The sequence below is a fragment of the Aeromonas sp. TECH754 genome (genome assembly GCF_056279295.1).
Map to the genome: position 1 here is coordinate 4,330,001 of NZ_JBWBRA010000001.1, position 22,369 is coordinate 4,352,369.

Annotated in this window: 18 protein-coding genes and 2 rRNA genes (1 of these 20 only partly in view); 6 read left to right on the plus strand and 14 right to left on the minus strand. The window is 57.3% G+C overall.

Features of this window, described 5'->3' with window-relative positions; genetic code table 11:
* From ACZ9IL_RS19810 to ACZ9IL_RS19825, 4 genes are all read left to right on the plus strand, one after another.
* Window positions 1-1,252 (plus strand): 23S ribosomal RNA (locus tag ACZ9IL_RS19810) (it extends 1,639 nt beyond the left edge of the window).
* Between the two features lie 126 nt (window positions 1,253-1,378).
* Window positions 1,379-1,493 (plus strand): 5S ribosomal RNA (gene rrf, locus ACZ9IL_RS19815).
* A gap of 259 nt (window positions 1,494-1,752) precedes the next feature.
* Complete coding sequence (gene tmaR / locus ACZ9IL_RS19820; protein WP_033132275.1) at window positions 1,753-2,070, plus strand: PTS system regulator TmaR; 318 nt, start codon at window positions 1,753-1,755, stop codon at window positions 2,068-2,070.
* A 214-nt stretch (window positions 2,071-2,284) separates the two neighbouring features.
* Window positions 2,285-5,368, plus strand: a complete 3,084-nt coding sequence (locus tag ACZ9IL_RS19825; protein WP_476004985.1) for a transglycosylase domain-containing protein — start codon at window positions 2,285-2,287, stop codon at window positions 5,366-5,368.
* Window positions 5,369-5,454: 86 nt separating this feature from the next.
* On the opposite strand, the gene yjgA is transcribed toward ACZ9IL_RS19825, so the two are convergent.
* Window positions 5,455-5,979, minus strand: coding sequence for a ribosome biogenesis factor YjgA (gene yjgA / locus ACZ9IL_RS19830; protein ID WP_042641428.1), 525 nt, complete (start codon window positions 5,977-5,979; stop codon window positions 5,455-5,457).
* A gap of 111 nt (window positions 5,980-6,090) precedes the next feature.
* On the opposite strand from yjgA, the gene pmbA reads away from it, so the two are divergent.
* Window positions 6,091-7,434, plus strand: a complete 1,344-nt coding sequence (gene pmbA, locus ACZ9IL_RS19835) for a metalloprotease PmbA (protein WP_476004986.1) — start codon at window positions 6,091-6,093, stop codon at window positions 7,432-7,434.
* A 106-nt stretch (window positions 7,435-7,540) separates the two neighbouring features.
* Here pmbA and ACZ9IL_RS19840 read toward each other — a convergent pair whose 3' ends face one another.
* The 6 genes from ACZ9IL_RS19840 to murQ form a co-directional block, all read right to left on the minus strand.
* Window positions 7,541-10,345, minus strand: a complete 2,805-nt coding sequence (locus ACZ9IL_RS19840) for an FAD-binding and (Fe-S)-binding domain-containing protein (RefSeq protein ID WP_476004987.1) — start codon at window positions 10,343-10,345, stop codon at window positions 7,541-7,543.
* 200 nt (window positions 10,346-10,545) lie between these two features.
* On the minus strand, window positions 10,546-11,844 hold the full coding sequence (gene pbp4b, locus ACZ9IL_RS19845) for a penicillin binding protein PBP4B (protein ID WP_476004988.1): 1,299 nt from the start codon (window positions 11,842-11,844) through the stop codon (window positions 10,546-10,548).
* Window positions 11,845-11,930: 86 nt separating this feature from the next.
* Window positions 11,931-12,599, minus strand: a complete 669-nt coding sequence (locus ACZ9IL_RS19850) for a DUF2057 family protein (RefSeq protein WP_476004989.1) — start codon at window positions 12,597-12,599, stop codon at window positions 11,931-11,933.
* Window positions 12,600-12,706: 107 nt separating this feature from the next.
* On the minus strand, window positions 12,707-13,831 hold the full coding sequence (locus ACZ9IL_RS19855) for a porin (RefSeq protein WP_476004990.1): 1,125 nt from the start codon (window positions 13,829-13,831) through the stop codon (window positions 12,707-12,709).
* A 153-nt stretch (window positions 13,832-13,984) separates the two neighbouring features.
* Entirely contained in the window at window positions 13,985-15,433 is a 1,449-nt protein-coding gene (gene murP / locus ACZ9IL_RS19860) for a PTS N-acetylmuramic acid transporter subunit IIBC (RefSeq protein ID WP_476004991.1), read from the minus strand.
* Between the two features lie 258 nt (window positions 15,434-15,691).
* Complete coding sequence (gene murQ / locus ACZ9IL_RS19865) at window positions 15,692-16,594, minus strand: N-acetylmuramic acid 6-phosphate etherase (protein WP_476004992.1); 903 nt, start codon at window positions 16,592-16,594, stop codon at window positions 15,692-15,694.
* Window positions 16,595-16,782: 188 nt separating this feature from the next.
* On the opposite strand from murQ, the gene ACZ9IL_RS19870 reads away from it, so the two are divergent.
* Window positions 16,783-17,628 (plus strand): SIS domain-containing protein, encoded by an 846-nt coding sequence (locus ACZ9IL_RS19870; RefSeq protein ID WP_476004993.1) that lies wholly within the window; start codon window positions 16,783-16,785, stop codon window positions 17,626-17,628.
* 105 nt (window positions 17,629-17,733) lie between these two features.
* Here the strand turns inward: ACZ9IL_RS19870 and murA are convergent, their stop codons facing one another.
* From murA to mlaF, 7 genes are read right to left on the minus strand one after another with little or no spacing between them, the layout of a single operon-like run.
* Window positions 17,734-18,996, minus strand: a complete 1,263-nt coding sequence (gene murA / locus ACZ9IL_RS19875; protein ID WP_476004994.1) for a UDP-N-acetylglucosamine 1-carboxyvinyltransferase — start codon at window positions 18,994-18,996, stop codon at window positions 17,734-17,736.
* 17 nt (window positions 18,997-19,013) lie between these two features.
* Window positions 19,014-19,271 carry a BolA family iron metabolism protein IbaG gene (ibaG, locus tag ACZ9IL_RS19880; protein ID WP_033132280.1) on the minus strand — a complete coding sequence of 86 codons (258 nt, stop codon included), beginning with the start codon at window positions 19,269-19,271 and terminating at the stop codon, window positions 19,014-19,016.
* Window positions 19,271-19,543, minus strand: a complete 273-nt coding sequence (locus tag ACZ9IL_RS19885; RefSeq protein WP_476004995.1) for an STAS domain-containing protein — start codon at window positions 19,541-19,543, stop codon at window positions 19,271-19,273. The genes ibaG and ACZ9IL_RS19885 overlap by 1 nt, the downstream gene beginning before the upstream one ends.
* Window positions 19,540-20,175 (minus strand): phospholipid-binding protein MlaC, encoded by a 636-nt coding sequence (mlaC, locus tag ACZ9IL_RS19890; RefSeq protein ID WP_476004996.1) that lies wholly within the window; start codon window positions 20,173-20,175, stop codon window positions 19,540-19,542. Before mlaC ends, ACZ9IL_RS19885 begins: the two co-directional genes overlap by 4 nt.
* 2 nt (window positions 20,176-20,177) lie before the next feature.
* Window positions 20,178-20,678: an outer membrane lipid asymmetry maintenance protein MlaD gene (mlaD, locus tag ACZ9IL_RS19895; protein WP_476004997.1), complete on the minus strand. Its 501-nt coding sequence runs from the start codon at window positions 20,676-20,678 to the stop codon at window positions 20,178-20,180.
* A gap of 7 nt (window positions 20,679-20,685) precedes the next feature.
* Window positions 20,686-21,465 (minus strand): lipid asymmetry maintenance ABC transporter permease subunit MlaE, encoded by a 780-nt coding sequence (gene mlaE / locus ACZ9IL_RS19900; protein ID WP_476004998.1) that lies wholly within the window; start codon window positions 21,463-21,465, stop codon window positions 20,686-20,688.
* Complete coding sequence (gene mlaF / locus ACZ9IL_RS19905) at window positions 21,465-22,265, minus strand: phospholipid ABC transporter ATP-binding protein MlaF (protein WP_476004999.1); 801 nt, start codon at window positions 22,263-22,265, stop codon at window positions 21,465-21,467. Before mlaF ends, mlaE begins: the two co-directional genes overlap by 1 nt.
* Window positions 22,266-22,369 lie beyond the last annotated feature (104 nt).

Genomic DNA, 22,369 nt, shown 5'->3' on the forward strand with positions numbered 1-22,369 from the left:
AGAACTCGGGTGAAGGAACTAGGCAAAATAGAACCGTAACTTCGGGAGAAGGTTCGCTCTTGACAGTGAAGTCCCTTGCGGATGGAGCAGTTGGGAGTCGCAGTGACCAGATGGCTGGGACTGTTTATCAAAAACACAGCACTCTGCAAACACGAAAGTGGACGTATAGGGTGTGACACCTGCCCGGTGCCGGAAGGTTAATTGATGGGGTTAGCGCAAGCGAAGCTCTTGATCGAAGCCCCGGTAAACGGCGGCCGTAACTATAACGGTCCTAAGGTAGCGAAATTCCTTGTCGGGTAAGTTCCGACCTGCACGAATGGTGTAACCATGGCCATGCTGTCTCCACCCGAGACTCAGTGAAATCGAATTCGCCGTGAAGATGCGGTGTACCCGCGGCTAGACGGAAAGACCCCGTGAACCTTTACTACAGCTTGGCACTGAACATTGAACCTACATGTGTAGGATAGGTGGGAGGCTTTGAAGGCGTGACGCTAGTTGCGCTGGAGCCGTCCTTGAAATACCACCCTTGTATGTTTGATGTTCTAACGCAGGGCCCTGAATCGGGCTCGCGGACAGTGCCTGGTGGGTAGTTTGACTGGGGCGGTCTCCTCCCAAAGAGTAACGGAGGAGCACGAAGGTTGGCTAATCCTGGTCGGACATCAGGAGGTTAGTGCAATGGCATAAGCCAGCTTAACTGCGAGACGGACAGGTCGAGCAGGTACGAAAGTAGGTCATAGTGATCCGGTGGTTCTGAATGGAAGGGCCATCGCTCAACGGATAAAAGGTACTCCGGGGATAACAGGCTGATACCGCCCAAGAGTTCATATCGACGGCGGTGTTTGGCACCTCGATGTCGGCTCATCACATCCTGGGGCTGAAGTCGGTCCCAAGGGTATGGCTGTTCGCCATTTAAAGTGGTACGCGAGCTGGGTTCAGAACGTCGTGAGACAGTTCGGTCCCTATCTGCCGTGGGCGTTGGATGATTGAAGGGAGTTGCTCCTAGTACGAGAGGACCGGAGTGAACGAACCTCTGGTGTTCGGGTTGTCACGCCAGTGGCACTGCCCGGTAGCTAAGTTCGGAATCGATAACCGCTGAAAGCATCTAAGCGGGAAGCGAGCCCTGAGATGAGTCATCCCTGACCCCTTGAGGGTCCTAAAGGGCCGTTGGAGACCACAACGTTGATAGGTGGGGTGTGTAAGCGCGGCGACGTGTTGAGCTAACCCATACTAATTACCCGTGAGGCTTAACCATACAACACCCAAGAAGTGTTCTGGGCCTTGTAGCAAGTGCATGAACTACTTACCTAATTCAGTGATAGCGACCACCTCACCAGGTGACAGTCGTTACTCACGTCAGCTTTCCAGATGAAGTTTTTTGCCTGGCGGCCATAGCGCCGTGGAACCACCTGATCCCATGCCGAACTCAGAAGTGAAACGCGGTAGCGCCGATGGTAGTGTGGCATTCGCCATGCGAGAGTAGGACACTGCCAGGCACCCAATTAGAAGAAGCCCGCTCAATCGAGCGGGCTTTTTTATTGCCTGAAATTCCCGCTTGCTGAATTATCATTTCCACCACCTTGTTGTTCTCTTTCTGTCAGCCAACCTCATGCTGGCCCGCGATTGGGGTTGTATCTACATCATAACTCGGTAGAGTAAAGGACATTCTGGGTGTGCCTGTACCATGTATTCGTTTCTGCTCTGGTATGGGGATGACCAACCTGTTTTCATTAACCTTCAGTCAGTGGTATCGATATGGAACAAGTAAACAAGTCTACTTTCAGCGATGTCTTGGAATATGTGCGTATGTCTCGTCGTCAGAACAAGCTCAAGCGCGAGATCGTCGACAACGAGAAGAAGATCCGTGATAACCAGAAGCGGGTGCTGTTGCTCGACAACCTGAGCGACTACATCAAACCAGGCATGAGCATTGATGAAGTGCAGGCCATCATCGCCAACATGCGTGCCGACTATGAGGAGCGGGTTGATGATCACATCATCAAGAATGCCGAGCTCTCCAAGGAGCGCAAGGAACTGAGCACCAAGCTGAAAGGCATGAGCAGCAGCAAATAAAGCCGCCTCGCTATCATGAAACACCGGCCTCTGGCCGGTGTTTCATTTCGGCTCATCAGATCGGATCTCTCACCGTACTGCAACAATCGACTCCCTTTTTAATAATTGCCCTGTTACCATCGCATCAAGCCAGTCAATAGTTTTCAAGCCATTGACTTGAAACGACTAAGCTTGAGTGAAAGACAATAAATTGCGTAACCATTGTGGGGCTGATATGGGCGCATCAAAACAGACGGATTTGAATAAAGTGGCATCTCAGGATTCATCCGTCCCGGACGCGGGCGGGCAACAGAAGCGCAAGCGTCGTCCCTGGTGGCGTTGGTTGTTCTGCTTCATCTTTTTACTTTGTCTGGCCGCCGTGATCGTTCTGGTGGGCTATGAGATGAAGACCTCCCGCCTGCAGTCGCAGGAGATCTCCCATTACGCGGCCGAGTTGACCTATCAGCTCGAGCAGGGCCCCAGCAAGCAGATTGCGTTCCCGGATGATGGTCCCTTCGACAAGAGGCTCGGTTATGTGCTGATGCCGATGATCCAGGAGCGGCTCATCCAGCGTGGTTATCAAGTGAGCGAGCAGGTGCATTTCTCCGATGCGCTCTATAACTACGCCAGCCATGGCTTCTTTGTGCCTTATACCGAGAAGGTGCAGGCCGGGCTGACCCTGCACGACTGCCGGGCTGAGCCTTTCTATCAGTACAAGTATCCGACGCACTACTATCCGGATTTCAGCTCCATTCCTCCTCTGGTGATACAGTCACTGCTGTTTATCGAGAACCGGGATCTGCTGAGCAATGAGCAGCCGTTGGCCAACCCGGCGGTGGACTGGCCTCGCTTTGGCAAGGCGGCATTGTCTCAGGTGGGCAAGGCGCTGGACATGCAGGATCAATCCGCTGGCGGCAGTACCCTTGCCACCCAGGTCGAGAAGTATCGTCACTCTCCCGACGGCCTGACGCTGTCTCCGACCGAGAAGATCCGCCAGATGGTCTCGGCCAGTGTGCGGGCTTACCGGCTGGGGCCGGAGACGTTGGCGGCGCGTAAGCTGGTTGCCTGGGCCTACCTCAACTCGGTACCGCTCTCTGCGGCTCCGGGTTATGGGGAAGTGCATGGACTGGGCGATGGCCTCTGGGTCTGGTTCGGGGCCAATGTGGACGAGGTCAATCGTCTGCTGGATCCCGCCCGCAATCAGGATGCCACCCTGGCCGAGCAGGGGCTTGCGCTGCGTCAGGTCGTCTCCCTGATGATTGCCCACCGTCGACCCTCCTACTACCTGGCACAGGGGCGGGAGGCGTTGTCGACCCTGACCGACAGCTATCTGCGTCTGTTCGTGCAGGAGGGCATGATTTCCCCGGCACTGATGGAATCTGCGCTCAAGGTCAAGCTCGGTTTCCGCGATTTCCTGCAGGCGCCGGCGATCACTCGGGTCAACAACAACAAGGGACTGCAGGTGGCACGTACCCGCCTCAGCCGCCAGCTCGGAGTACAGCTCTACGATCTGGACCGTATGGACCTGACCGCAGACACCACCCTCAACATGCCGCTGCAAAACGATATCTCCCGTTATCTGCAACAGCTGGCAGATCCGACGTTCGCCTCCCAGGTCGGTCTGTTTGGTGAGCGCCTGCTCTCGCCGGAGAAGACGGGGGACGTGAAGTACAGCTTCACTCTGTTCGAGAAGACGCCGGAAGGGGTCAAGGTGCGGGTGCAGACCGATAACACGGATCAGCCGTTTGACATCAACGAGGGCAGCAAGCTGGAGCTGGGCTCCACGGCCAAGCTGCGGGTGCTGACCACCTATCTGGAGATCGTCACCGAACTGCATGACAGCTATGAGAGCATGCCGGCCGACAGCCTGCGCAAGGTAGAGGTGTCCAACCAGGACAACATCAGTCGTTGGGCTATCTCCTACCTGATGACCGCCAAGGACAAGAGCCTGCCGGTCATGCTGGAGGCGGCGCTGGATCGCAAGTATTCTGCCAGCCCTTATGAGGGCTTCTTCACCGGTGGAGGCATGCACACCTTCAACAACTTCCGCAAAGAGGACAACGGCCGCATTCCACCCATTCGCGACGCGCTGCGCGAATCCATCAACCTGCCCTTCGTGCGGCTGATGCGGGACATCGTCCGTTACAGTCTCTACAAGGAAGGCAACCGCGCCCAACTGCTCAAGGATGACAAGGATCCGCGTCGTACCGAGTACCTGGCCAAGTTCGCCGACAAGGAGGGTCAGACCTACCTGCTGCGCTTCTGGCGCAAGTATCGCGGCAAGACTACGGAGGAGCAGCTCGATACCTTCCTGGATGGCCTCAAGCCCAGCGCGGTGCGACTCGCTGCCGTGCATCGCTACCTGATGCCGGAGGCGTCGCAGGCTGACTTTGCGGCCTTCCTGGCCAAGCGGTTGCCGCGGGAAAAGCTGACCGACAAACGGATCGAGCAGCTCTACACCAGCTATGGCCCGGGTAAGTATTCACTGCCGGATCAGGGCTATATCGCGCGGGTGCACCCGCTGGAGCTGTGGCTGCTCTCCTACCTCAAGGAGTTCGACAAGGCGACCTTCACCGATGCGGTCGCAGCCAGCCGGGATGAGCGTCAGGAGGTCTACAGCTGGTTGTTCAAGACCCGCCATCGCAGCGCCCGGGATAGCCGCATTCGCACCATGCTGGAGGTCGAGGCTTTCCTCGACATCCATCAGCGCTGGGCGCGGCTGGGCTATCCGTTCGACCATCTGGTGCCCTCCCTCGCAACCGCCCTCGGCAGCTCGGGTGACAGACCTGCCGCCCTGGCCGAGTTGATGGGGATCATCCAGAACGGCGGAGTACGTGCACCGACCCTGCGCATTGAGCATCTCTCCTTTGCCAAGGACACGCCCTTTGCCACCGTGTTTGAACCGGCCAATACCCAAGGCACCAGGGTGCTGCCCGTCGAGGTGACCAATGCCTTGCGCAATGCCCTGTCAAAGGTGGTGGAAGGGGGGACGGCGCGACGTATCGCCGGTGCCTTTGCCTTGCCGGATGGCACTGTGCTGTCTATGGGGGGCAAGACGGGGACCGGGGATAACCGGATCGAGACGGTGGGTCGCTACGGCAATGTGACCAGCTCGCTGGCCCGCAACCGGACTGCGACCTTCGTCTTCTACATCGGGGACGATCACTTCGGCACCCTGACGGCCTATGTGCCGGGCAGCCAGTCCGACAAGTTCCGTTTCACCTCGGCGCTGCCGGTGCAGGTGCTCAAGGGGATGGCGCCCTTGCTGATGCCCTATCTGCAGCCAGGGACCCACACCCAGTGCATGGCGGGCAGCTGATGCCCAGAGGGACACTATAAAAACGGGGCCAAATTGGCCCCGTTTTTATGTCTCGGTATTGCTCACACTGGCGGCAGCGTCACCCGTTACAGCAGGTCTTCGATCTCGCCGCGCAGATACTGGTAGATCTCGCGGAAGGCCACCGGCGGCTTGTTCAGCTCCCGCTCCTTGTTGGCGCTGCGGATCAACTGGCGCAGTTTCTGGCGATCCAGCTCATGGAACTGGGCCATCAGTTCATTGAGGGCGCTGTCACCTTCGGTGATCAGGCGCTCACGCCACTGCTCCAGCCGATGCAGACGGGCATTCACGGTGGAGTGGCGGTTCTTGAAGATGGAGAGCGCCTCTTCGATCGGCTCAATATCCCGGCTACGCATCAGGCGACCGATGAACTGCAGGTGACGGCGGAAGGATTCGTCCTTCTTGGGCTTGAGCTTGCGGCCCAGCTCGATGGCCTCGGCCAGCTCTTCATCCAACGGGATTTTTTCCAGCTCGCTATGGCTCAGGGAAACGATCTCTGCCCCCAGCTTTTGCAGTGCTTCGGCGTCGCGCTTGAGCTGGCTCTTGCTGGGACCCCAATCGTCCATTTCGTTGTCGTCTTGATACTGACTCATCGGTCTTTGATTCCTGTCATTCACGTTGGGGGATATGTTACCAGCTTCTCCCGCTGGGCGCAGGGGTCTGATATGCTTAGCCCCTTTCCTTCCTTCATACAGATGTGAGTTATGGACCAGCAAGACCAAATCCGCCAGGATCAAGCCCATCTCGAGGCCGTCGTCGCCGAGGCACTGGAGATAGCCAAGGGGCTGGGCGCCGGGCTTGCCGAAGTCTCTATCAGCAAGCAGACCGGGTTGTCGGTGAATACCCGGGGTTGTGAGCTGGAAAGCATCGAATTCAACAAGGATGGGGCGCTCGGCATCGCCGTCTATCGCGACGGTTGCAAGGGCTCTTCCTCGACCACCGACCTGAGCCCATCGGCGATCCGTGCCGCCGTCGAGGCTGCGATGGAGATAGCCCGCCACACCTCGCCGGATGTGTGCGCCGGCCTGGCCGATGCCGAATTGCTGGCCTGGGATGCCCCGGATCTGCAGCTGTATCATCCCACCCTGCTGGATCCCCAACGGGGCATAGAGCTGGCCATCGAGTGTGAGCGGCTGGCGCTGGGGCGCGATGCCCGTATCAAGCACTCCGATGGTGGCAGCTTCTCCAGCCATCTGGGGGTCAAGGTGTATGGCAACAGCTACGGCTTCGTCAAAGGCTATGCGGCATCACGCAACTCCCTGAGCTGTGTGCTGATCGGTGAGCAAGATGGCGACATGCAGCGGGACTATGGCTACTCCTCCAGCCGGGATCTGGCCGGGCTCTGGAGCCCGCAGCGCATCGCCGACGAGGCGGTGGAACGCACCCTCTCCCGGCTCGGCGCCCGCAAGATCTCCACTCGCCATGCCCCCGTGCTGTTCCACCCCGACACCGCGGCCGGCCTCTGGGGCCATCTGGTGACGGCCATCAGCGGCGGCAGCTTGTATCGCAAGTCGAGCTTCCTGCTGGACAAGTTGAATGAACAGATACTGCCCGACTGGCTCAGCATCCGGGAGTTCCCCCACCTGCTGGGCGGGTTGGCGAGTACTCCATTCGATGGCGAGGGGGTGCGTACCCGCGACATGGACATCATCCGCGATGGCCGCCTGATGAGCTGGCTGCTCACCTCCTACTCGGCGCGCAAGCTGGGGCTGACCACCACGGGTCACGCCGGTGGCATCCACAACTGGCAGGTCTCGAATACCGGTCAGGACTTCCAGGGCATGCTCAAAGAGATGGGCACCGGCCTGCTGGTGACCGAGCTGATGGGGCAGGGGGTCAACATCGTCAACGGGGATTACTCTCGTGGCGCTGCCGGCTTCTGGGTGGAGAATGGCGAAATCGCCTATCCGGTGGAGGAAATCACTATCGCAGGCAATCTGGCCGATATGTTCCGCTCTCTGGTCGCGGTGGGCACGGATGAAGACGAGCGCTCCAGCCTCAAGACCGGATCCGTGCTGGTCGAGCAGATGAAGCTGGCGGGGCACTGAGCCACCGCCGTTAGGCCGGGACTGCAAGCCGCAGGCAATACAGGGCGAATTGGAGACCCATTAACCAGTCAATATCGGCAGGGCTGATTGTCGCCCTGCCAATGATTTAGCGACTGCACTCCTCAAGCAGATAGGCCAGATGGCGGTAAGAGATAGCGCTGTGCTGGGTCAAACCGACTTCACAGGTACGGTTCGCGTAATACCCCTCTTTAATGGAAACCGGAATATCTTTTTTGAGGTTCCGCAGTGCGCTGGCGTTGATCTCGGGATGATAGAGACCTTTCTCCCCGGCATAACCACAACAGTCGATCCCCGCCGGTATGAATACCTGGGCAGAACAGGCCGCCGCTATTGCCTGCATCTTGGGCTCGAGTTTCATCTTGCGTGCGCTGCAACCCAAATGCAGGGCTACGTCGATCTTTTTGCTGATGTTGAGTCTGGGCAGCAACTTATCGTGCATAAATTCAACCAGATCCATGATCTGTACTGCCGGGTCGCCGGTTAAGGTGCGATAGGTACAAGACAGGGCATCGACAAGGACAGGCGGCTTGCCGCCCTGAGTCATCTTGCCGACGGCATCGATCAGTTCCTGGCGTTTTGCATCGGCATTTTTGAAATCCCCCTTGGACTCCCACTGCTGGCCACAGCATAAACCCTGGGCCTTTGCCGGCGTGATCACGTTGTAACCGGCGCGTTCTAGCAGGGTAATAACCACCTCTGGCAGGCTGCGATTATCAGGATCTTTGGGGGTTGGGCCAAACATCCTTCCACCACAAGCCGGGAAATAAATCACGGTTTCCTGGCCCGCCTTGGCGGGGGATGGCTTCGGCAACTTGCCACCTTTCGGGAAATCAGGATTCCAGTAAGGCACCTCCCTGGATATAAAGCGGCCAACTTTCATCAGCGCATGAGTCATCTCCTTGCCACCGATCTTGTGGACCATCCTCAGGATATCGAAACCCGAACTAATCACCCGGTTGACCGCCCCAAGGTGCCTGGCCTGGAAATCGAGTACCTTTTGTTCGGTCGTACTGATATAGGGCGTGCGTAATTTTCGCACGAGTTGCCCCATGCTGTTATCCACCGGGCAGGCAATGGTGCAAAGCTGGCAAGCGGTACAGGTATCGATTACATCGTATTTGGCCGCGGCCCGCATGTCAGTCGCCGCTTGTTTATTACCGGATTGCTCCAGACGCTCAATTTCACGCAAGGTAGCGATACGCTGGCGCGGTGAGAAGTTAAGCGCAGAGGTTGGGCACGTTTTCTCACAGAAGCCGCATTCGATGCACTTGTCGACCAGGTCATCGACGGCGGAGCAAGGCTTGATGTTTTTTACATGTACCAGGCTGTCATCGTTCAAGATCACACCGGGGTTGAGCAGGGCCGCGGGATCGAAAATATGCTTGATGCGCTTCATGATTGTATAAGCATCGGTTCCCCACTCCATCTCGACGAAGGGAGCCACGGCGCGACCCGTACCGTGTTCTGCCTTCATCGAGCCGTCGTACTTGTGGATCACCAGCTCGGCTACATCTTGCATGAAGTGCTGGAAACGCAGGATATCGGCCTGGGATGCAAAGTTTGGTGTGATGATGAAGTGGAAATTCCCTGCCAATGCATGGCCGTAAATGACCCCTTCGGGATAGCCATGCTTGATGAACAGCCCGGTCAGATCCGCGGCGGCGGCGGCCAGATGCTCAACATGGAAGGCGACGTCTTCGATGATGACCGAGGTGCCCTTCGGTCGCTCGCCACCAATGATGGGGAACAGGCCCGAACGCATGGCCCAATATTGATTGTAAACATGAGCATCGTCGCTGAAGACGATCGGGCGTTCTGTCCTGATATGCGCCAGTTTGGCGATCACATCCCGGGTGTAGAGTGCTAGCGTCTGGGCATCATTGGCCCTGGACTCAATCAGCAGAATGGCGGCCCCTTCGGGCAGCTCGCTGAGCCAATCCGGCATACCTTTCTTACCCATCACCGCTTTGATGGACGCCCAGTCCAATAATTCAGCCGCGGCAACGCTGTCCCCAATCATGGGCGGGATAGCGCTGGCGGCATCGACCATGTTGAAGAAGACCGCCAAGGCGGAGGCCTTGAATCTGGCCTCATCCACCGTGTGGTAAGTGACTTCCTCGACAAAGGCCAAGGTACCCTCTGCCCCCACTATCAGGTGATTGATGATGTCGAAGGGGTCCTCAAAATCGATGAGCGCATTGAGGCTATAGCCCGTCGTATTTTTGATGCTGTATTTTTTACGGATCCGTTGGGCCAGCACCTCATCGGTGCGAACGAGTTGGGCCAATGCGGTGACTGAATCCAGTAATTGACCGTGCGACTGTTTGAAGGCGGCTTTGGATTTGTCGCAGCCGGTGTCCAGCTCGGCGCCATCGGCAAAGAGGAGTCTGGCCGAAGAGATGGTTTGGTAGCTGTTCTGTGCGGTGCCGCAACACATACCCGAGGAGTTGTTGGAGACAATACCGCCTATCATGGCCGAGGCCAATGTCGCGGGATCCGGGCCAATCTTTTTATTGAATGGCTTGAGCGCCGCATTGGCATCCGCACCGATCACCGCGGTGCCCAGGGTTATTTTATCGCTGCCCGGGCTGACGACGATATTTCTAAATCCATCGTGACCCAGGATCAACAAGATACCTTCGCCGATCGCCTGACCCGACAGGCTGGTGCCCGCCGCGCGGAACGTCACCGGTGCTTGATGATGTCGGCTAATCGCGAGGGTCTGTTTTACCTGGAGGAGGGTGTCTGCGTGGACAACGATTTCTGGCACTATCCGAAAATAGCTGGCATCGGTGGACCAGGCGAAGCGATGCACAGGATCGTTCGATACGGCGCCTTTTCCGAGTAATCCAGTTAAGTCTGAATAGATCAAATCGTAATTAATTGGCATAAGACCACGCTGTAGTAATTGAATTTTATCGAGTAGGCCATGGCGGCATGGGAGCTGGCTGATCTTGTCATTCAGCCGGGGTGGCAAGCGTGGCTGCCTCGTACCTAAGTCGACACCAAAAAGATGACGACCCTCTTGTGAACCAAATGGGTTCACGGCACAACGCAGCCACATTGATTGAACGAAGGTGTGGCGACCTATTATTTCAGCGCGCCATACACCTGGTCGACGACCCAGCCATAGGTGGAGATGGGCAGCATGCCGCTCACGAAGACGTTCGGGTTCAGCTTGGGATCCACCACGGGTGAATGTGGTCTGTTGCCCAGGATGACGATGGCCATCTTGTTGGCCGGGTCAATGGAGGTCAGCGTCCCGGTCCAGCCGGTGTGGCCATAGGTCTGGGGGCTGGCCTGGGTGCCGAAGGTCGGGGTCATGGAGGAGTGACCATTCACTCGCCATCCGAGGCCAAAGGTCGGATCCTCTTTGGAGCTGCTGGTGAACTGCTTGATGGTGTTCGCATCGAACAGTTTGACATCCCCATAGCCCCCGCCGTTGAGCATAAGCTGCATCAGCACCGCGGCGTCCCCCGTGTTGGTGAACAGACCCGCATGTCCGGAGACACCTCCCATGGCGTAGTAGGCCTTCTCGTCGTGCACCTCACCCCAGAGTGTCTTGGTGCGGATGTTCGGGAAGTTGATGACACCATCACGGGTGTTGCCGTTCAGCTCGGTGGCCGCGATCTGCTCCTCTTTGAAACCCTTCTTCAGGGGGTTAAAAACGGTGTGGGTCAGTCCCAGCGGGCGATAAATCGTCTCCTCGACATAGCGATCGAGGGGGAGCTTGGTGACCGCCTCGACGATAAACCCGAGCAGCATATAGTCGACATCGCTATAGATGTGCTTGGTCCCCGGCTGATATTCCAGCGGCGTGTGCTTGATCGCCTCGAGGGTGGTAGCTTTGTCCTGGGAATAGAGTTCCTTGGCGATCGCCTGGTTGGGATACTGGGGGTCTGCGGGGAAGCCGCCGGTATGATGCAGCAGATCCTTTATCTTCAGGGCGTCTTTGCCCTTGATGACATCACCGGCCTTGTCGCCAAAACCCGGGATGTGTTTCGAGACGAGATCATCGATAGACAGCTTGTTCTCATAGATGAGCTTCTGCAGTGCGAAGTTCGTGGCATACATCTTCGAGTTGGAGGCGAAGTCATACATGGTATCCGTCGTTGCCTTCAACGGTTTGGCCACTAAAGTGTGCTGATCATATTTCTTCGACCAGCCGTAGGCCTTGCGATAGACGACGGCATCATCCTTGATGATCAACAGATTAAAGCTGGGGTAGCCGGCATCTATCTGCTGATTGATCCAAGTATCCATGGCTTTTAACTTGGTGGTATTGAATCCCGCCGCTTCCGGGGTGCGTTCGCTTAGGGTGGGATATTGCGCCGCATTGGCGGATAGCGCGACTAACAGGGTAGATGCGACGGCGAGCATTTTTTTCATTATGAACTCCAAATGAAATGGCATGGTAAAGGGTATTCGGTGAGCGTGAGGTCACATGGAATAATGGATATCCATTCATCAAGCTGTTATTGGCTGACGGCCCAGCTCAAGAAGGCCTTGCGCTCTGCTGGCGAGGCCGCCATGAATTGCACCTTCAATTGCTGCATCCGCTCCTGAGCTGCGTCCCCGACAGCGGGAGTGGTGGATCCACTGTTTGGCTGAGATTGTGGTGCCGTGGATGGACTTGCCTGAAGTGAGGAGCCGGGGAGTTGTGTCATCTCTATCTTTTTCACAGAGGAGAGGCCGAGGCTCTTCGCCAGCAATTCGTTGTAATCGGCGTTCAGCGGCGAGCCCTGCACAGTGAGCATCTGTGCTTGGTAGGCAACTTCGATGCTCTTCTCGTTGATCAGTGAAAACGAGGGCTGTTTCGCATATCGCTTGATGTCGTCCGGTGTGGTGAGGATAGGAGGCTTGAGTTTGATCTCCCCTTGCTCGGGCGCGACGAAATCAATCCTGATAGGTTTTGAACGGATCAGTGCAGACAACTCATTGACGTTGTATGGGTTCTCTTGACTGATGAACTGCACCAGTACGCTCTGTTGACCGGCAGAGAGCGCGATATTATTCAGTGCACTGGGTAGATGTTTGCCCTGCACGGCCAACAGCTGGTAATTCATGGGAACCGTCAGAGTGACCGCGGCAAGGAGGCTGGGAGCCATCAACAGGCCGGATATCAAGAGTAGCCATTTTCTCATCTTCACCGATCTCCGGGTTATATCAACAATGTCATGGTTTATCTGAATACCGGCGTAAGTTAGCGCCCACGCCGGTATTATTTGGTATCAGCTAACTGATATCTGCATTACAGCTCGTAGCGCAGGCCGACGTGGAAGAAGTCCTGATCCGCGTAAGTGCCACCGAAGGTCGCATTGTTGGTGCCATTCTCACCATTGCGGCTGACATAGTCGGTGAAGATGGAGGAGCGTGGGGTCAGCTTGTATTGCAGCTCCAGGGTGGTGTCTTGCAGGCGCAGCTCATCACCGCCGGTGTTTTCCAGGTCACGATAGCCCATCTTGGCGACCCACTTTTCATTGATGTTATAAATGGCGGTGACTTCCCACTCCACATCGGTACTGTTGTCGCCGGTATCGTTGTAGTTGCTTACCTCATCTTCGGAGTAGAGGGCGCCGAAGACAAAATTATTCACGTAGTAACGGGCACCCACCCCCCAGAAGGAGTATTCGTCGTTGCCATCCTGCTCGTCAGACTTGGTATTCTGGTATGCCACTATCGGCAACAGCTTGCTGCCTTCACCGAGCTCGATGGCATAGCTGAGGGTAGCGTTATAGCCATAATCGAGATTGGAGGTGCTATTGCCGAGAATATAGGCGGTGGTGAAGCTCAAGCCTCCCCAGGTATTGGCGTATTGCAGGGTGCCATCCTGACGGAAGACCTGGGTCGCGGTGGGGTCGACCTTGTTCGCCTGACGAGCCATGGCGACGTCGGAGGAAGCAAAGATATCGCCGATATCGGTGAAGTTGATCAGGCCAGAAGTGACACGTCCACCGGTTATTTTTCCGTATTCGGCCATATCAACCCCGGTCCAGACATAACGGGCGGTGAAGTCGCTGTTGGCCGACCACTTGCTGCACACATCGACCCCTTCGTTGTTGCCATCGGTGATCTGATCGGTGCCATCACATTTGACGTTGTTCAGGTTATTGGAGTATTCGGCGGCATTGACCTGATATTGAGTCTTGCCGATGACGGCGAATTTGTCGTTGATCGCCTGACGGGCATCAAAACCGATACGACCATCAAATTTGCCATAGGTATTTTCGTCTCCACCGCCATTCTTGTTATTGATGTTGAAACCCAAGCGCGCATAGAGGTCGACAAAGGAACCATCTTCTGCCTGGTAAATAACGGCGGCATTGGCGCTGGAAGTGACCAATAATACGGCCAGGCTGATAATTGTTTTTTTCATTATATAAAAACTCCAATTACTGATTGTGAAGCACAGAGGTACTACGGCATTAATTAATGCCGCTGATTTCGGTCATAATATTGATGGTATTAAATAACCATCAGTTGGGTTCGGTGGTACCGAATATCTTCATGTTGGGCTGAGCAATCACTATCAGCTCAGGTCGATGTCCTTGCAGCCGAACATCAGGGTGATGAGGAAGCCTGCTCCATAGGAGACAACCAAGCCCAGGGCATAGACGGCCATACCGGCAAAGATACCCATGTCTGAGGTCATGAGCGGCAGCGCTATGATGCCGGAAGGACCAAAGACGGTATTCAAGCCAACTGGTAGACCCATCCAGGAGATCAGACCGACGACGAAACCACCGATGGCGCCACCACAGCAAGCGGTGATGAAAGGTTTCACCCGTGGCAGCGTCACACCATAGATGAGCGGCTCACCGACACCGAGAATGCCTGGAATGATGGAGCCTTTTATCTGGGTACGCAGGAGTGAATCTTTCGCCGCCTTGGTATAGAGCGCCAATGCCGCACCCACTTGACCACCACCGGCCAGCGCCAGGATGGGGAACAGGGAGTTGAAGCCCTGGGCATCCATCAAGGCAAAGTAAACGGGCACAAATCCCTGGTGGATACCGAACATCACCGAAATGAGGAACAGGCCGGCGAGAATGGCCGTGCCAAACGGATTACCGTTGAGGTTGATGAACAGCCAGGACATGCCGTTGAACAGCTGCACCCCGACCGGCATGATGAGGGTGAAGGTGACGGCCCCCATGATCAGCAAGGTGATGAAAGAGGTGAGGATCATGTCCAGGTTATCGGGCATGAATCGACGCACCTGCCGTTCCACCGAGGCCCCGATGATACTCGCGATCAGCACGCCGATGATGTTGCCGCGGGGGTCGATATGATGACCGAAGAAGTCACTGATCCCGGAGTAAATCCCGGCGGTGGCCTGCGGGTCATAGCCCATGACGAACAGGGAGGCGATGATGGCACCGTTGACGCCAGAACCCCCGAAGGCCTTCTGGGCGTTGTAGCCGATGAGGATACTAAGGAAGCTGAACAGCCCTTTACTAAATAGCTTCATGTAGCTGATCACGCCGGCGAGTATGCCGCTGGCCTGTTGCCCTTCCTGTATCAGGGTCTGCTCGAACAGGGTAGCAAAGCCGAGCAGCATGCCAGCGGCGATGAAGCCCGGGATCAGCGGGGTGAAGATGGTCGCAAATTTAGCAAGGAAGCGATGGGCCGCGCTGCTCTGCTTCTGCTTGAGTTCCTGCTTCTTGGCAGCCGCCACATCCTTGAGATCGGTATCGAGCGGTGCACTGATGGTGCCGACTCCCTCGCCCAGCATGGTCGTCATCATTTCACAGGCGGTTTGAGCCTTGCCTGGCCCCAGAACGATTTGGAACTGGTTGTCGCTCTCGATAACGCCCATGACGCCAGCGATGCGCTTGATGGTGTCGCGATCGGCGCGCTGGCTATCGGTGAGTCCCAGTCGTAGACGAGTCATGCAGTGCCCGCAATTGGCCACGTTACTGCTGCCGCCTATCGCATGGATAATTTGCTCGATAGTACTCTTGGTTATTTTTGCCATATAAAATCCAGTCGGTCTTTGTTGTAAATATTGATGACTTGTTTGGTTAACGTAATTGAGTGTTTCATTGTATTAATTCAGCGCCAGGTCGGTGGTGACACCATTGATGGCATAACGCATTCGAGCGGGCGCAGTTATTTAAAAGAGTGATTCACTTGGTGACATCACTGCATTAAATAATGGGTAGAGCCCGGTATCCCTGACTCATCACTAAATAGATTGGCAATAAAATTAATTTAGAATTTCTGAACCATTCACTTATTCAGCCAGGGCGTGGCAGCTCAGGCTGACAAAACCACGGTTCTGTTTCAGTCGGAGGCAGGCTTCATCGACACTCAATCCTGCCAGCAGCATGACGATGGCGGTTTTGCAGTGATTATCGGTCTCGGCCAATGCCTGCTCGGCCGTGGCGCGGTCGCAGTCGGTGGCCTCCATGACGATACGCTGCTGACGATCCACGAGTTTCTCGTTGGTGGCTTGCACATCTACCATCAGGTTCTGATAGACCTTGCCCAGCTTGACCATGGCGCCCGTGGTCAGCATGTTGAGCACCAGCTTCTGGGCCGTACCGGCCTTCATCCGGGTTGAACCCGTCAGCACTTCCGGGCCGACGACAGGGGAGATGGCCAGATCGGCCTCTTGGGCAATCCGGGATCCAGGGTTGCAGGAGAGGGCGACGGTGCAGCAGCCGAGGCTCTTGGCATAGCGCAGTCCACCGATCACATAGGGGGTCCGGCCGGAGGCCGCGATGCCGACGACCAGGTCACGGGAGTTCAGTCGCAGGTGCAGGAGATCCTGGGCTCCGAGCTGCTCGTTGTCTTCCGCCCCTTCCACCGCCTTGAGAATGGCCTCTTTGCCCCCAGCGATCAGGCCGATCACCATGTCATGGGGAACACCATAGGTAGGAGGGCACTCGGAGGCATCCAGGATGCCCAAGCGGCCGCTGGTGCCGGCACCCATGTAGATCAGGCGGCCCCCTTGTGCCAGGGTTTCGGTGATCCGGTCGATGGCCTCGGCAATGACTGGCAACTCGCGCTCTATAGCCTCAGGCACCTTGCGATCCTCCTGATTGAAGAGGCGCACCATTTCCAGGGTAGAGGCCTGATCGAGGTTCATGGTGAGGGGGTTGCGGGTTTCTGAGACCAGGCGGTCGAGATTCATGAGAGGCTCCAAACTATTGAGTCATTAACGATATACTCAGTATGGAATAATTTATTCCAATTGGAATGGAATAGTTGGAATATTGAGCTCGTAGTCACAAAAAATGTCGCATACCAGGAAAATGAGTGCCCCGTTGGCTCCGCTAAAATGCGACAATGGTCCCTCTTCTTTAGCGATGCGTTTTTCCTATGAGCTGTCTAGTCAAGCTGACACAACTCTTTCCCTCCCTCTCCCCGAGCGAGCAGAAGCTGGCAACGGTGATCACCCAGGATCCGGAAAGAGTGCAGCACCTCTCCTCGCTGGAGTTGGCGCTCTTGGCCGAAGTGAGCCAGTCGAGTGTGGTGAAGTTTGCGCAGAAGCTGGGCTACAAGGGGTTCACCGAATTACGGCTGGATCTGGCGGCGAACGGCACGCAGAGGGGGCGCGATCAGGTTTGTTTGCACAACCAGATCAACAGCGAGGATTCGCTGCTGATGGTGGCCGAGAAGCTGATGGCCGACAACGTGCGGGCGCTGGAGGCAACCCTGCAACTCAACGATGAGGAACGTTTGCAGCGTGCGGTGACTATGCTGGCACAGGCAAAGCGTGTGATCGTCATCGGTATGGGCTCATCGGGGCTGGTCGCGCGGGATCTGGTGTTCAAGCTGCTGAAGATCGGTCATCAGGCGCATACCGAGAGCGATCTGCACGTCTTGCTGACCATGGCGCGGACCCTGGGACCGGAAGATCTGCTGTTGGCCGTTTCTTTCTCCGGTCGGCGCCGGGAGATGAACATGGTAGCCAAGGAGGCGACAGCTTCTGGCTGCCCCATCTTGGCAATCACGGGTGTGACACCGAGCCCGTTGCAGGAGATCGCCAGCCACTGCCTGTTCAATGCGGGGGATGAATCGGCGATCCGCAGTACAGCGATCACGGCGAGAACAACCCAGCTGGCACTGATTGATCTGCTCTTCATCGCCATGGTGCAGCAGGATGTCGGCAGTGCTCGCCAACATATACTGCACAGCGATGCCCTGATCCGTGGGCTGACATAACGGCCCGAGTAAGGCTCAGGACCATTTGCTGAAAAAGAAAAGGCCCCCGCAATGCGGGGGCCTTTTTCGTCATGAGCAGGGGCTAGCACTGCATCAAACGTGGCATCAGTGGGTTTCTTTGACGCGCTCGATGCGACCGCCCAGACCTTGCAGCTTGTGCTCGATGTCTTCATAGCCACGGTCGATGTGGTAGATGCGCTCGACTATGGTGGTGCCTTCGGCCACGAAGCCGGCCAGTACCAGGCTGGCGGAGGCACGCAAATCGGTTGCCATCACTTGGGCACCCTTGAGTTGCTCGGTGTCACGGCAGATGGCGACGTTGCCCTGCAGCTCGATGTCCGCGCCCATCCGTACCAGCTCAGGCACGTGCATGAAGCGGTTCTCGAAGATGGTCTCGGTAACCATGCCGGTACCCTTGGCGACCGCGTTCAGCACGGTGAACTGTGCCTGCATGTCGGTCGGGAAGGCCGGGTAGGGGGCGGTCTTGATGGTGACCGGTTTGAGGGTACGGCCGGTCATGTCGAGGCTGATCCAGTCAGCTCCCTTCTCGATCAGTGCGCCTGCCTCTTCCAGCTTGACCAGCACCGCCTCCAGCAGGGCAGGATCTGTCTTGCGGCAGGTGATCTTGCCACCGGTGACCGCGGCGCCGACCAGGAAGGTACCGGTCTCGATACGGTCAGGTTGGACGCTGTAGCTGCCGCCGTGCAGACGCTCGACACCGTCGATGGTCAGAGTGTCGGTGCCGGCACCCTGGATCTTGGCGCCAAGGGCGTTGAGGAAATGGGCGAGATCCACCACTTCCGGCTCGCGGGCGGCGTTCTCGATCACGGTGCGGCCGTCCGCCAGGGTGGCAGCCATCATCAGGTTCTCGGTGCCGGTGACGGAGATCATGTCCATCAGGATGTGAGCACCCTTGAGGCGACCGTCGACACGGGCCTTGATGTAACCATCTTCGATGGTGATCTTGGCACCCATCAGCTCCAGGCCGTGGACGTGCAGGTTGACCGGACGGGCACCGATGGCGCAGCCGCCGGGCAGGGAGACGTCAGCCGCCCCGAAACGGGCCGCCAGCGGGCCCAGCGCCAGGATGGAGGCGCGCATGGTCTTCACCAGCTCGTAGGGGGCGACGTGGTTGTTCACCGCGCCGGTCAGCACAGTTACGTTGCCGTTGACCTTGGTGCTGGCCCCCAGCATCTCCAGCAGCTTGAGGGTGGTGCCCACGTCTTTGAGGCGCGGCACGTTGGAGAGCTGGATCTCTTCATCACACAGCAGGGTAGCGAACAGGATCGGCAGAGCGGCGTTCTTGGCGCCAGAGATGGTCACTTCGCCGTTGAGAGTACAACGACCATCGATCTTGAATTTATCCATTTTGCTTGGGTACCAAATCAGGAGGGTAAGAGGAATTTGCGTTCGCGCTTCCACTCGGCATCGGTAAAGGCCTTGATGGAGAGGGCGTGGATGGCGTTGCTGGCGATCTTGTCCATCAGCGGGGCATAGATGGCCTGCTGTTTCTTGACCCGGCTCATACCGTCAAACATGTCACCGACGGCAATCACCTGAAAGTGACTACCGTCGCCTTTGACATGGACTTCGGACAATGGCAAGGCCTCAAGGAGTATCGCTTCAATTTCAGAGACTTGCATTATGCGTCCTCAGTGTTGGGCGGGGTTGATTGAAACAAATCGGCCACCCCGTACAGGTTGGCCAAGGTATAAAAATCGGTGGAGGCACCCACCAGTCGTGGTGAGCCTCCCCGTGCCAGGGTGGCTTTGGCCCACTTTACCAACAGGGCCAGCCCGGCGGAATCCAGAGTGGTGACGTCGCCGAGCTCGAGCTCGTCGTCTTGCCACCACTCCGCCCGGCGTTGCCACAGTTCGACAACCTGTGGCGCCTGTAGTTCGCCACTCAATGTCATGACTTGATGACCAACGGCTTGGCATTGTGTTCGCGCAACTGGGCGATCACCGCGTCTATGCCGTTCTGGCGGATGAGGCCACCGAGCTCGCTCTGCTTGGCGGAGAGCAGGCTGATGCCTTCGGCGACCATGTCGAAGGCCTTCCACTCGCCAGTCTTGTTGTTCTTGCGCAGCTTGAACTCGAGGAAGATGTCCGGTTTGCCGGTCTCTTTCACGCTGACGCTGACGGCGGTGATGTTGCTGTCGGCCGGGGTCTTGCCAGGCTGGACCTTGACGGTCTGCTGATCGAAGTGGGCGAGAGCATCGGCGTAGGAGCTCACCATGTACTCGGTGAACACCTCGACGAAGGCGTCACGCTGAGCCGGGGTGGTCTCCTTGATCTGGTTGCCGAGCACCTTGTAGGCGGCGAAGCGGTTGTCCACATAGGGCAGCAGTTCTTCGCGAATGATGACTCGCAGGTGATCCGGGTTGCTCTTGACCTGGGCGTGATCCGACTTGAGACGGGCGAAGGTCTGCTGGGCGGCTTGATCCACCAGGGCATAGGGATCCGAGGCGTTGACTTCTGCCAGGGCGGTCACGGAAAACAACATGCTGGTCATCAGGCCCAGCAGCAGGGCGATCTTCTTGAACATGGTTACTCCTTGGTTGCTGGCGGATTGGTGGCCGGAGCAGACTGGCTGTAGAGGAATTTGCCAATCAGGTCTTCCAGCACTATGGCTGATTTGGTGTCTTCGATCATGTCACCATCCTTGAGCATGTTGGTGCCCATCTCCTCATCGGTGAAACCTGGCGCCAGGCCGACATATTGCTCGCCAAGCAGGCCAGACGTCAGGATGGAGAGGGTGCTGGTCTCGGAAAACTCGCCAGCGGCCTTCTGCATCTGCAGGGAGACGATCGGCACCTGGCTCTTGGCGTCCAGGCTGATGTCACTGACCCGACCGACGACCACGCCGCCGACCTTGACCGGTGAGCGCACTTTCAGGCCGCCGATATTATCGAAATGGGCGCGCAGGGTATAGGTTTCTCCTTCCGGTTTGAAACTCATCCCCGCCACTTGCAGTGCCAATGCCAGAATGGCCGCGATACCAGCCAGCATGAAGGCGCCAACCAGGAATTCTACTTTGCTGAACTTCATCTTTACCTTATCCAAACATGACTGCGGTGAGTATAAAATCCAGACCGAGCACGGCCAGGGATGAGTGGACCACGGTACGGGTCGTCGCCTGACTGATCCCGGCCGATGTCGGCTTGGCATCATAGCCATTGAAGAGTGCAATCCAGGTGACCACCAGGGCGAAGATCATGCTCTTGATGGCCCCTTGCATGATGTCATCCTGCCAGTCGACGGCGGCCTGCATGGCGGACCAGAAGCTGCCCTCGTCCACTCCCAGCCAGTCGACACCGACCAGCTTGCCGCCGAAGATGCCGATCAGGCTGAACATGAAGGCCAGCAGCGGCATGCTGATGACCCCGGCCCAGAAGCGGGGTGCCACCACCCGGCGCAGCGGATCCACCGCCATCATCTCCAGGCTGGAGAGTTGCTCGGTGGCCTTCATCAAGCCGATCTCGGCGGTCAGAGCCGAACCGGCCCGGCCGGCAAACAGCAGGGCGGTGACCACGGGCCCCAGCTCCCGTAGCAGGGAGAGTGACACCAGCGGCCCCAGGCTCTGCTCGGCGCCGAAGTCTTTCAAGACGTTGTAGCCCTGCAAGGAGAGCACCATGCCGATGAACAGACCCGACACCAGAATGATGGCGACCGACTGCACACCCACCACATAGAGCTGTTGTACCAGCAGGGGAAAGTGCTTGCGTGGCTGGGGGCGGCCCGCCAGCGCATGAAACAGCATGATGGTGGCGCGGCCGACGGCGCTGATGAAGCGCACCCCGCCCCGGCCCAGTTTGCTTACTTGGCTTGTCAACATCACAGATCCTGTAGCAGGTCGCCTGCCGGAAAATGAAACGGAACAGGACCGTCGGGCAGTCCTTTCAGGAACTGCTCGACCTCGGGATTGTGTTCCTCGCGCAGCTGATCCGGGGTGCCATGAGCCACCACCTTGCGATTGGCGATGATGTAGGCGTAGTCGGCGATACTCAACACCTCTTTCACATCGTGGGTGACGATGACGGAGGTGATGCCGAGGGCATCGTTCAGTGCCTTGATGAGCTTGACCAGCACCGCCATGGTGATGGGATCCTGACCGACGAAGGGCTCGTCATACATGATGAGGTCCGGATCCAGCGCGATGGATCTGGCCAGTGCGGCGCGGCGAGCCATGCCGCCTGAGAGTTCGGACGGCATCAGTCTGGCGGCCCCGCGCAATCCCACGGCTTCCAGCTTCATCATGACGATGGTGTGGATCAGCTCCTCCGGCAGGCCGGAGTGCTCCCGCAGCGGGAAGGCCACGTTGTCGAATACCGTCATGCCGGTGAACAGGGCGCCGCTCTGGAACAGCATACTCATCCGCTTGCGCACCTCGTACAGACGGTTGCGGGAGAGGCTGGGAATGTCTTCCCCGTCGAACAGAATATGACCCGACTCTGGTTTCAGCTGGCCCCCGATCAGCCGCAGCAAGGTGGTCTTGCCGATGCCACTTGGCCCCATGACGGCGGTGACCTTGCCACGGGGAATGGTCAGGTTGATCCTGTCGTACAGCAACCTATCGCCGTGACTGAAGCTCAGATCGGCGATGGTGATCAGGTCATCGTTCAAACAATTGTCCATCCGGTATAAAAGAAGAGCGAATTTTATGGGCTAGTCTAGGTCTAAGCAACAGCAAGGAACAACTATTGGGCGCCTATCCCCCCCAAATACACGACAGTTTTATG

Coding starts and splice junctions, on each gene's coding strand:
- ibaG (WP_033132280.1), bottom strand. CDS start 19,271: ATGCAAGTCTCTGAAATTGAAGCGATACTCCTTGAGGCCTTGCCATTG.
- ACZ9IL_RS19870 (WP_476004993.1), top strand. CDS start 16,783: ATGAGCTGTCTAGTCAAGCTGACACAACTCTTTCCCTCCCTCTCCCCG.
- ACZ9IL_RS19825 (WP_476004985.1), top strand. CDS start 2,285: ATGGGCGCATCAAAACAGACGGATTTGAATAAAGTGGCATCTCAGGAT.
- murQ (WP_476004992.1), bottom strand. CDS start 16,594: ATGAATCTCGACCGCCTGGTCTCAGAAACCCGCAACCCCCTCACCATG.
- ACZ9IL_RS19885 (WP_476004995.1), bottom strand. CDS start 19,543: ATGACATTGAGTGGCGAACTACAGGCGCCACAGGTTGTCGAACTGTGG.
- pmbA (WP_476004986.1), top strand. CDS start 6,091: ATGGACCAGCAAGACCAAATCCGCCAGGATCAAGCCCATCTCGAGGCC.
- mlaF (WP_476004999.1), bottom strand. CDS start 22,265: ATGGACAATTGTTTGAACGATGACCTGATCACCATCGCCGATCTGAGC.
- yjgA (WP_042641428.1), bottom strand. CDS start 5,979: ATGAGTCAGTATCAAGACGACAACGAAATGGACGATTGGGGTCCCAGC.
- tmaR (WP_033132275.1), top strand. CDS start 1,753: ATGGAACAAGTAAACAAGTCTACTTTCAGCGATGTCTTGGAATATGTG.
- ACZ9IL_RS19850 (WP_476004989.1), bottom strand. CDS start 12,599: ATGAGAAAATGGCTACTCTTGATATCCGGCCTGTTGATGGCTCCCAGC.
- mlaE (WP_476004998.1), bottom strand. CDS start 21,465: ATGTTGACAAGCCAAGTAAGCAAACTGGGCCGGGGCGGGGTGCGCTTC.
- murP (WP_476004991.1), bottom strand. CDS start 15,433: ATGGCAAAAATAACCAAGAGTACTATCGAGCAAATTATCCATGCGATA.
- mlaC (WP_476004996.1), bottom strand. CDS start 20,175: ATGTTCAAGAAGATCGCCCTGCTGCTGGGCCTGATGACCAGCATGTTG.
- murA (WP_476004994.1), bottom strand. CDS start 18,996: ATGGATAAATTCAAGATCGATGGTCGTTGTACTCTCAACGGCGAAGTG.
- ACZ9IL_RS19855 (WP_476004990.1), bottom strand. CDS start 13,831: ATGAAAAAAACAATTATCAGCCTGGCCGTATTATTGGTCACTTCCAGC.
- pbp4b (WP_476004988.1), bottom strand. CDS start 11,844: ATGAAAAAAATGCTCGCCGTCGCATCTACCCTGTTAGTCGCGCTATCC.
- mlaD (WP_476004997.1), bottom strand. CDS start 20,678: ATGAAGTTCAGCAAAGTAGAATTCCTGGTTGGCGCCTTCATGCTGGCT.
- ACZ9IL_RS19840 (WP_476004987.1), bottom strand. CDS start 10,345: ATGCCAATTAATTACGATTTGATCTATTCAGACTTAACTGGATTACTC.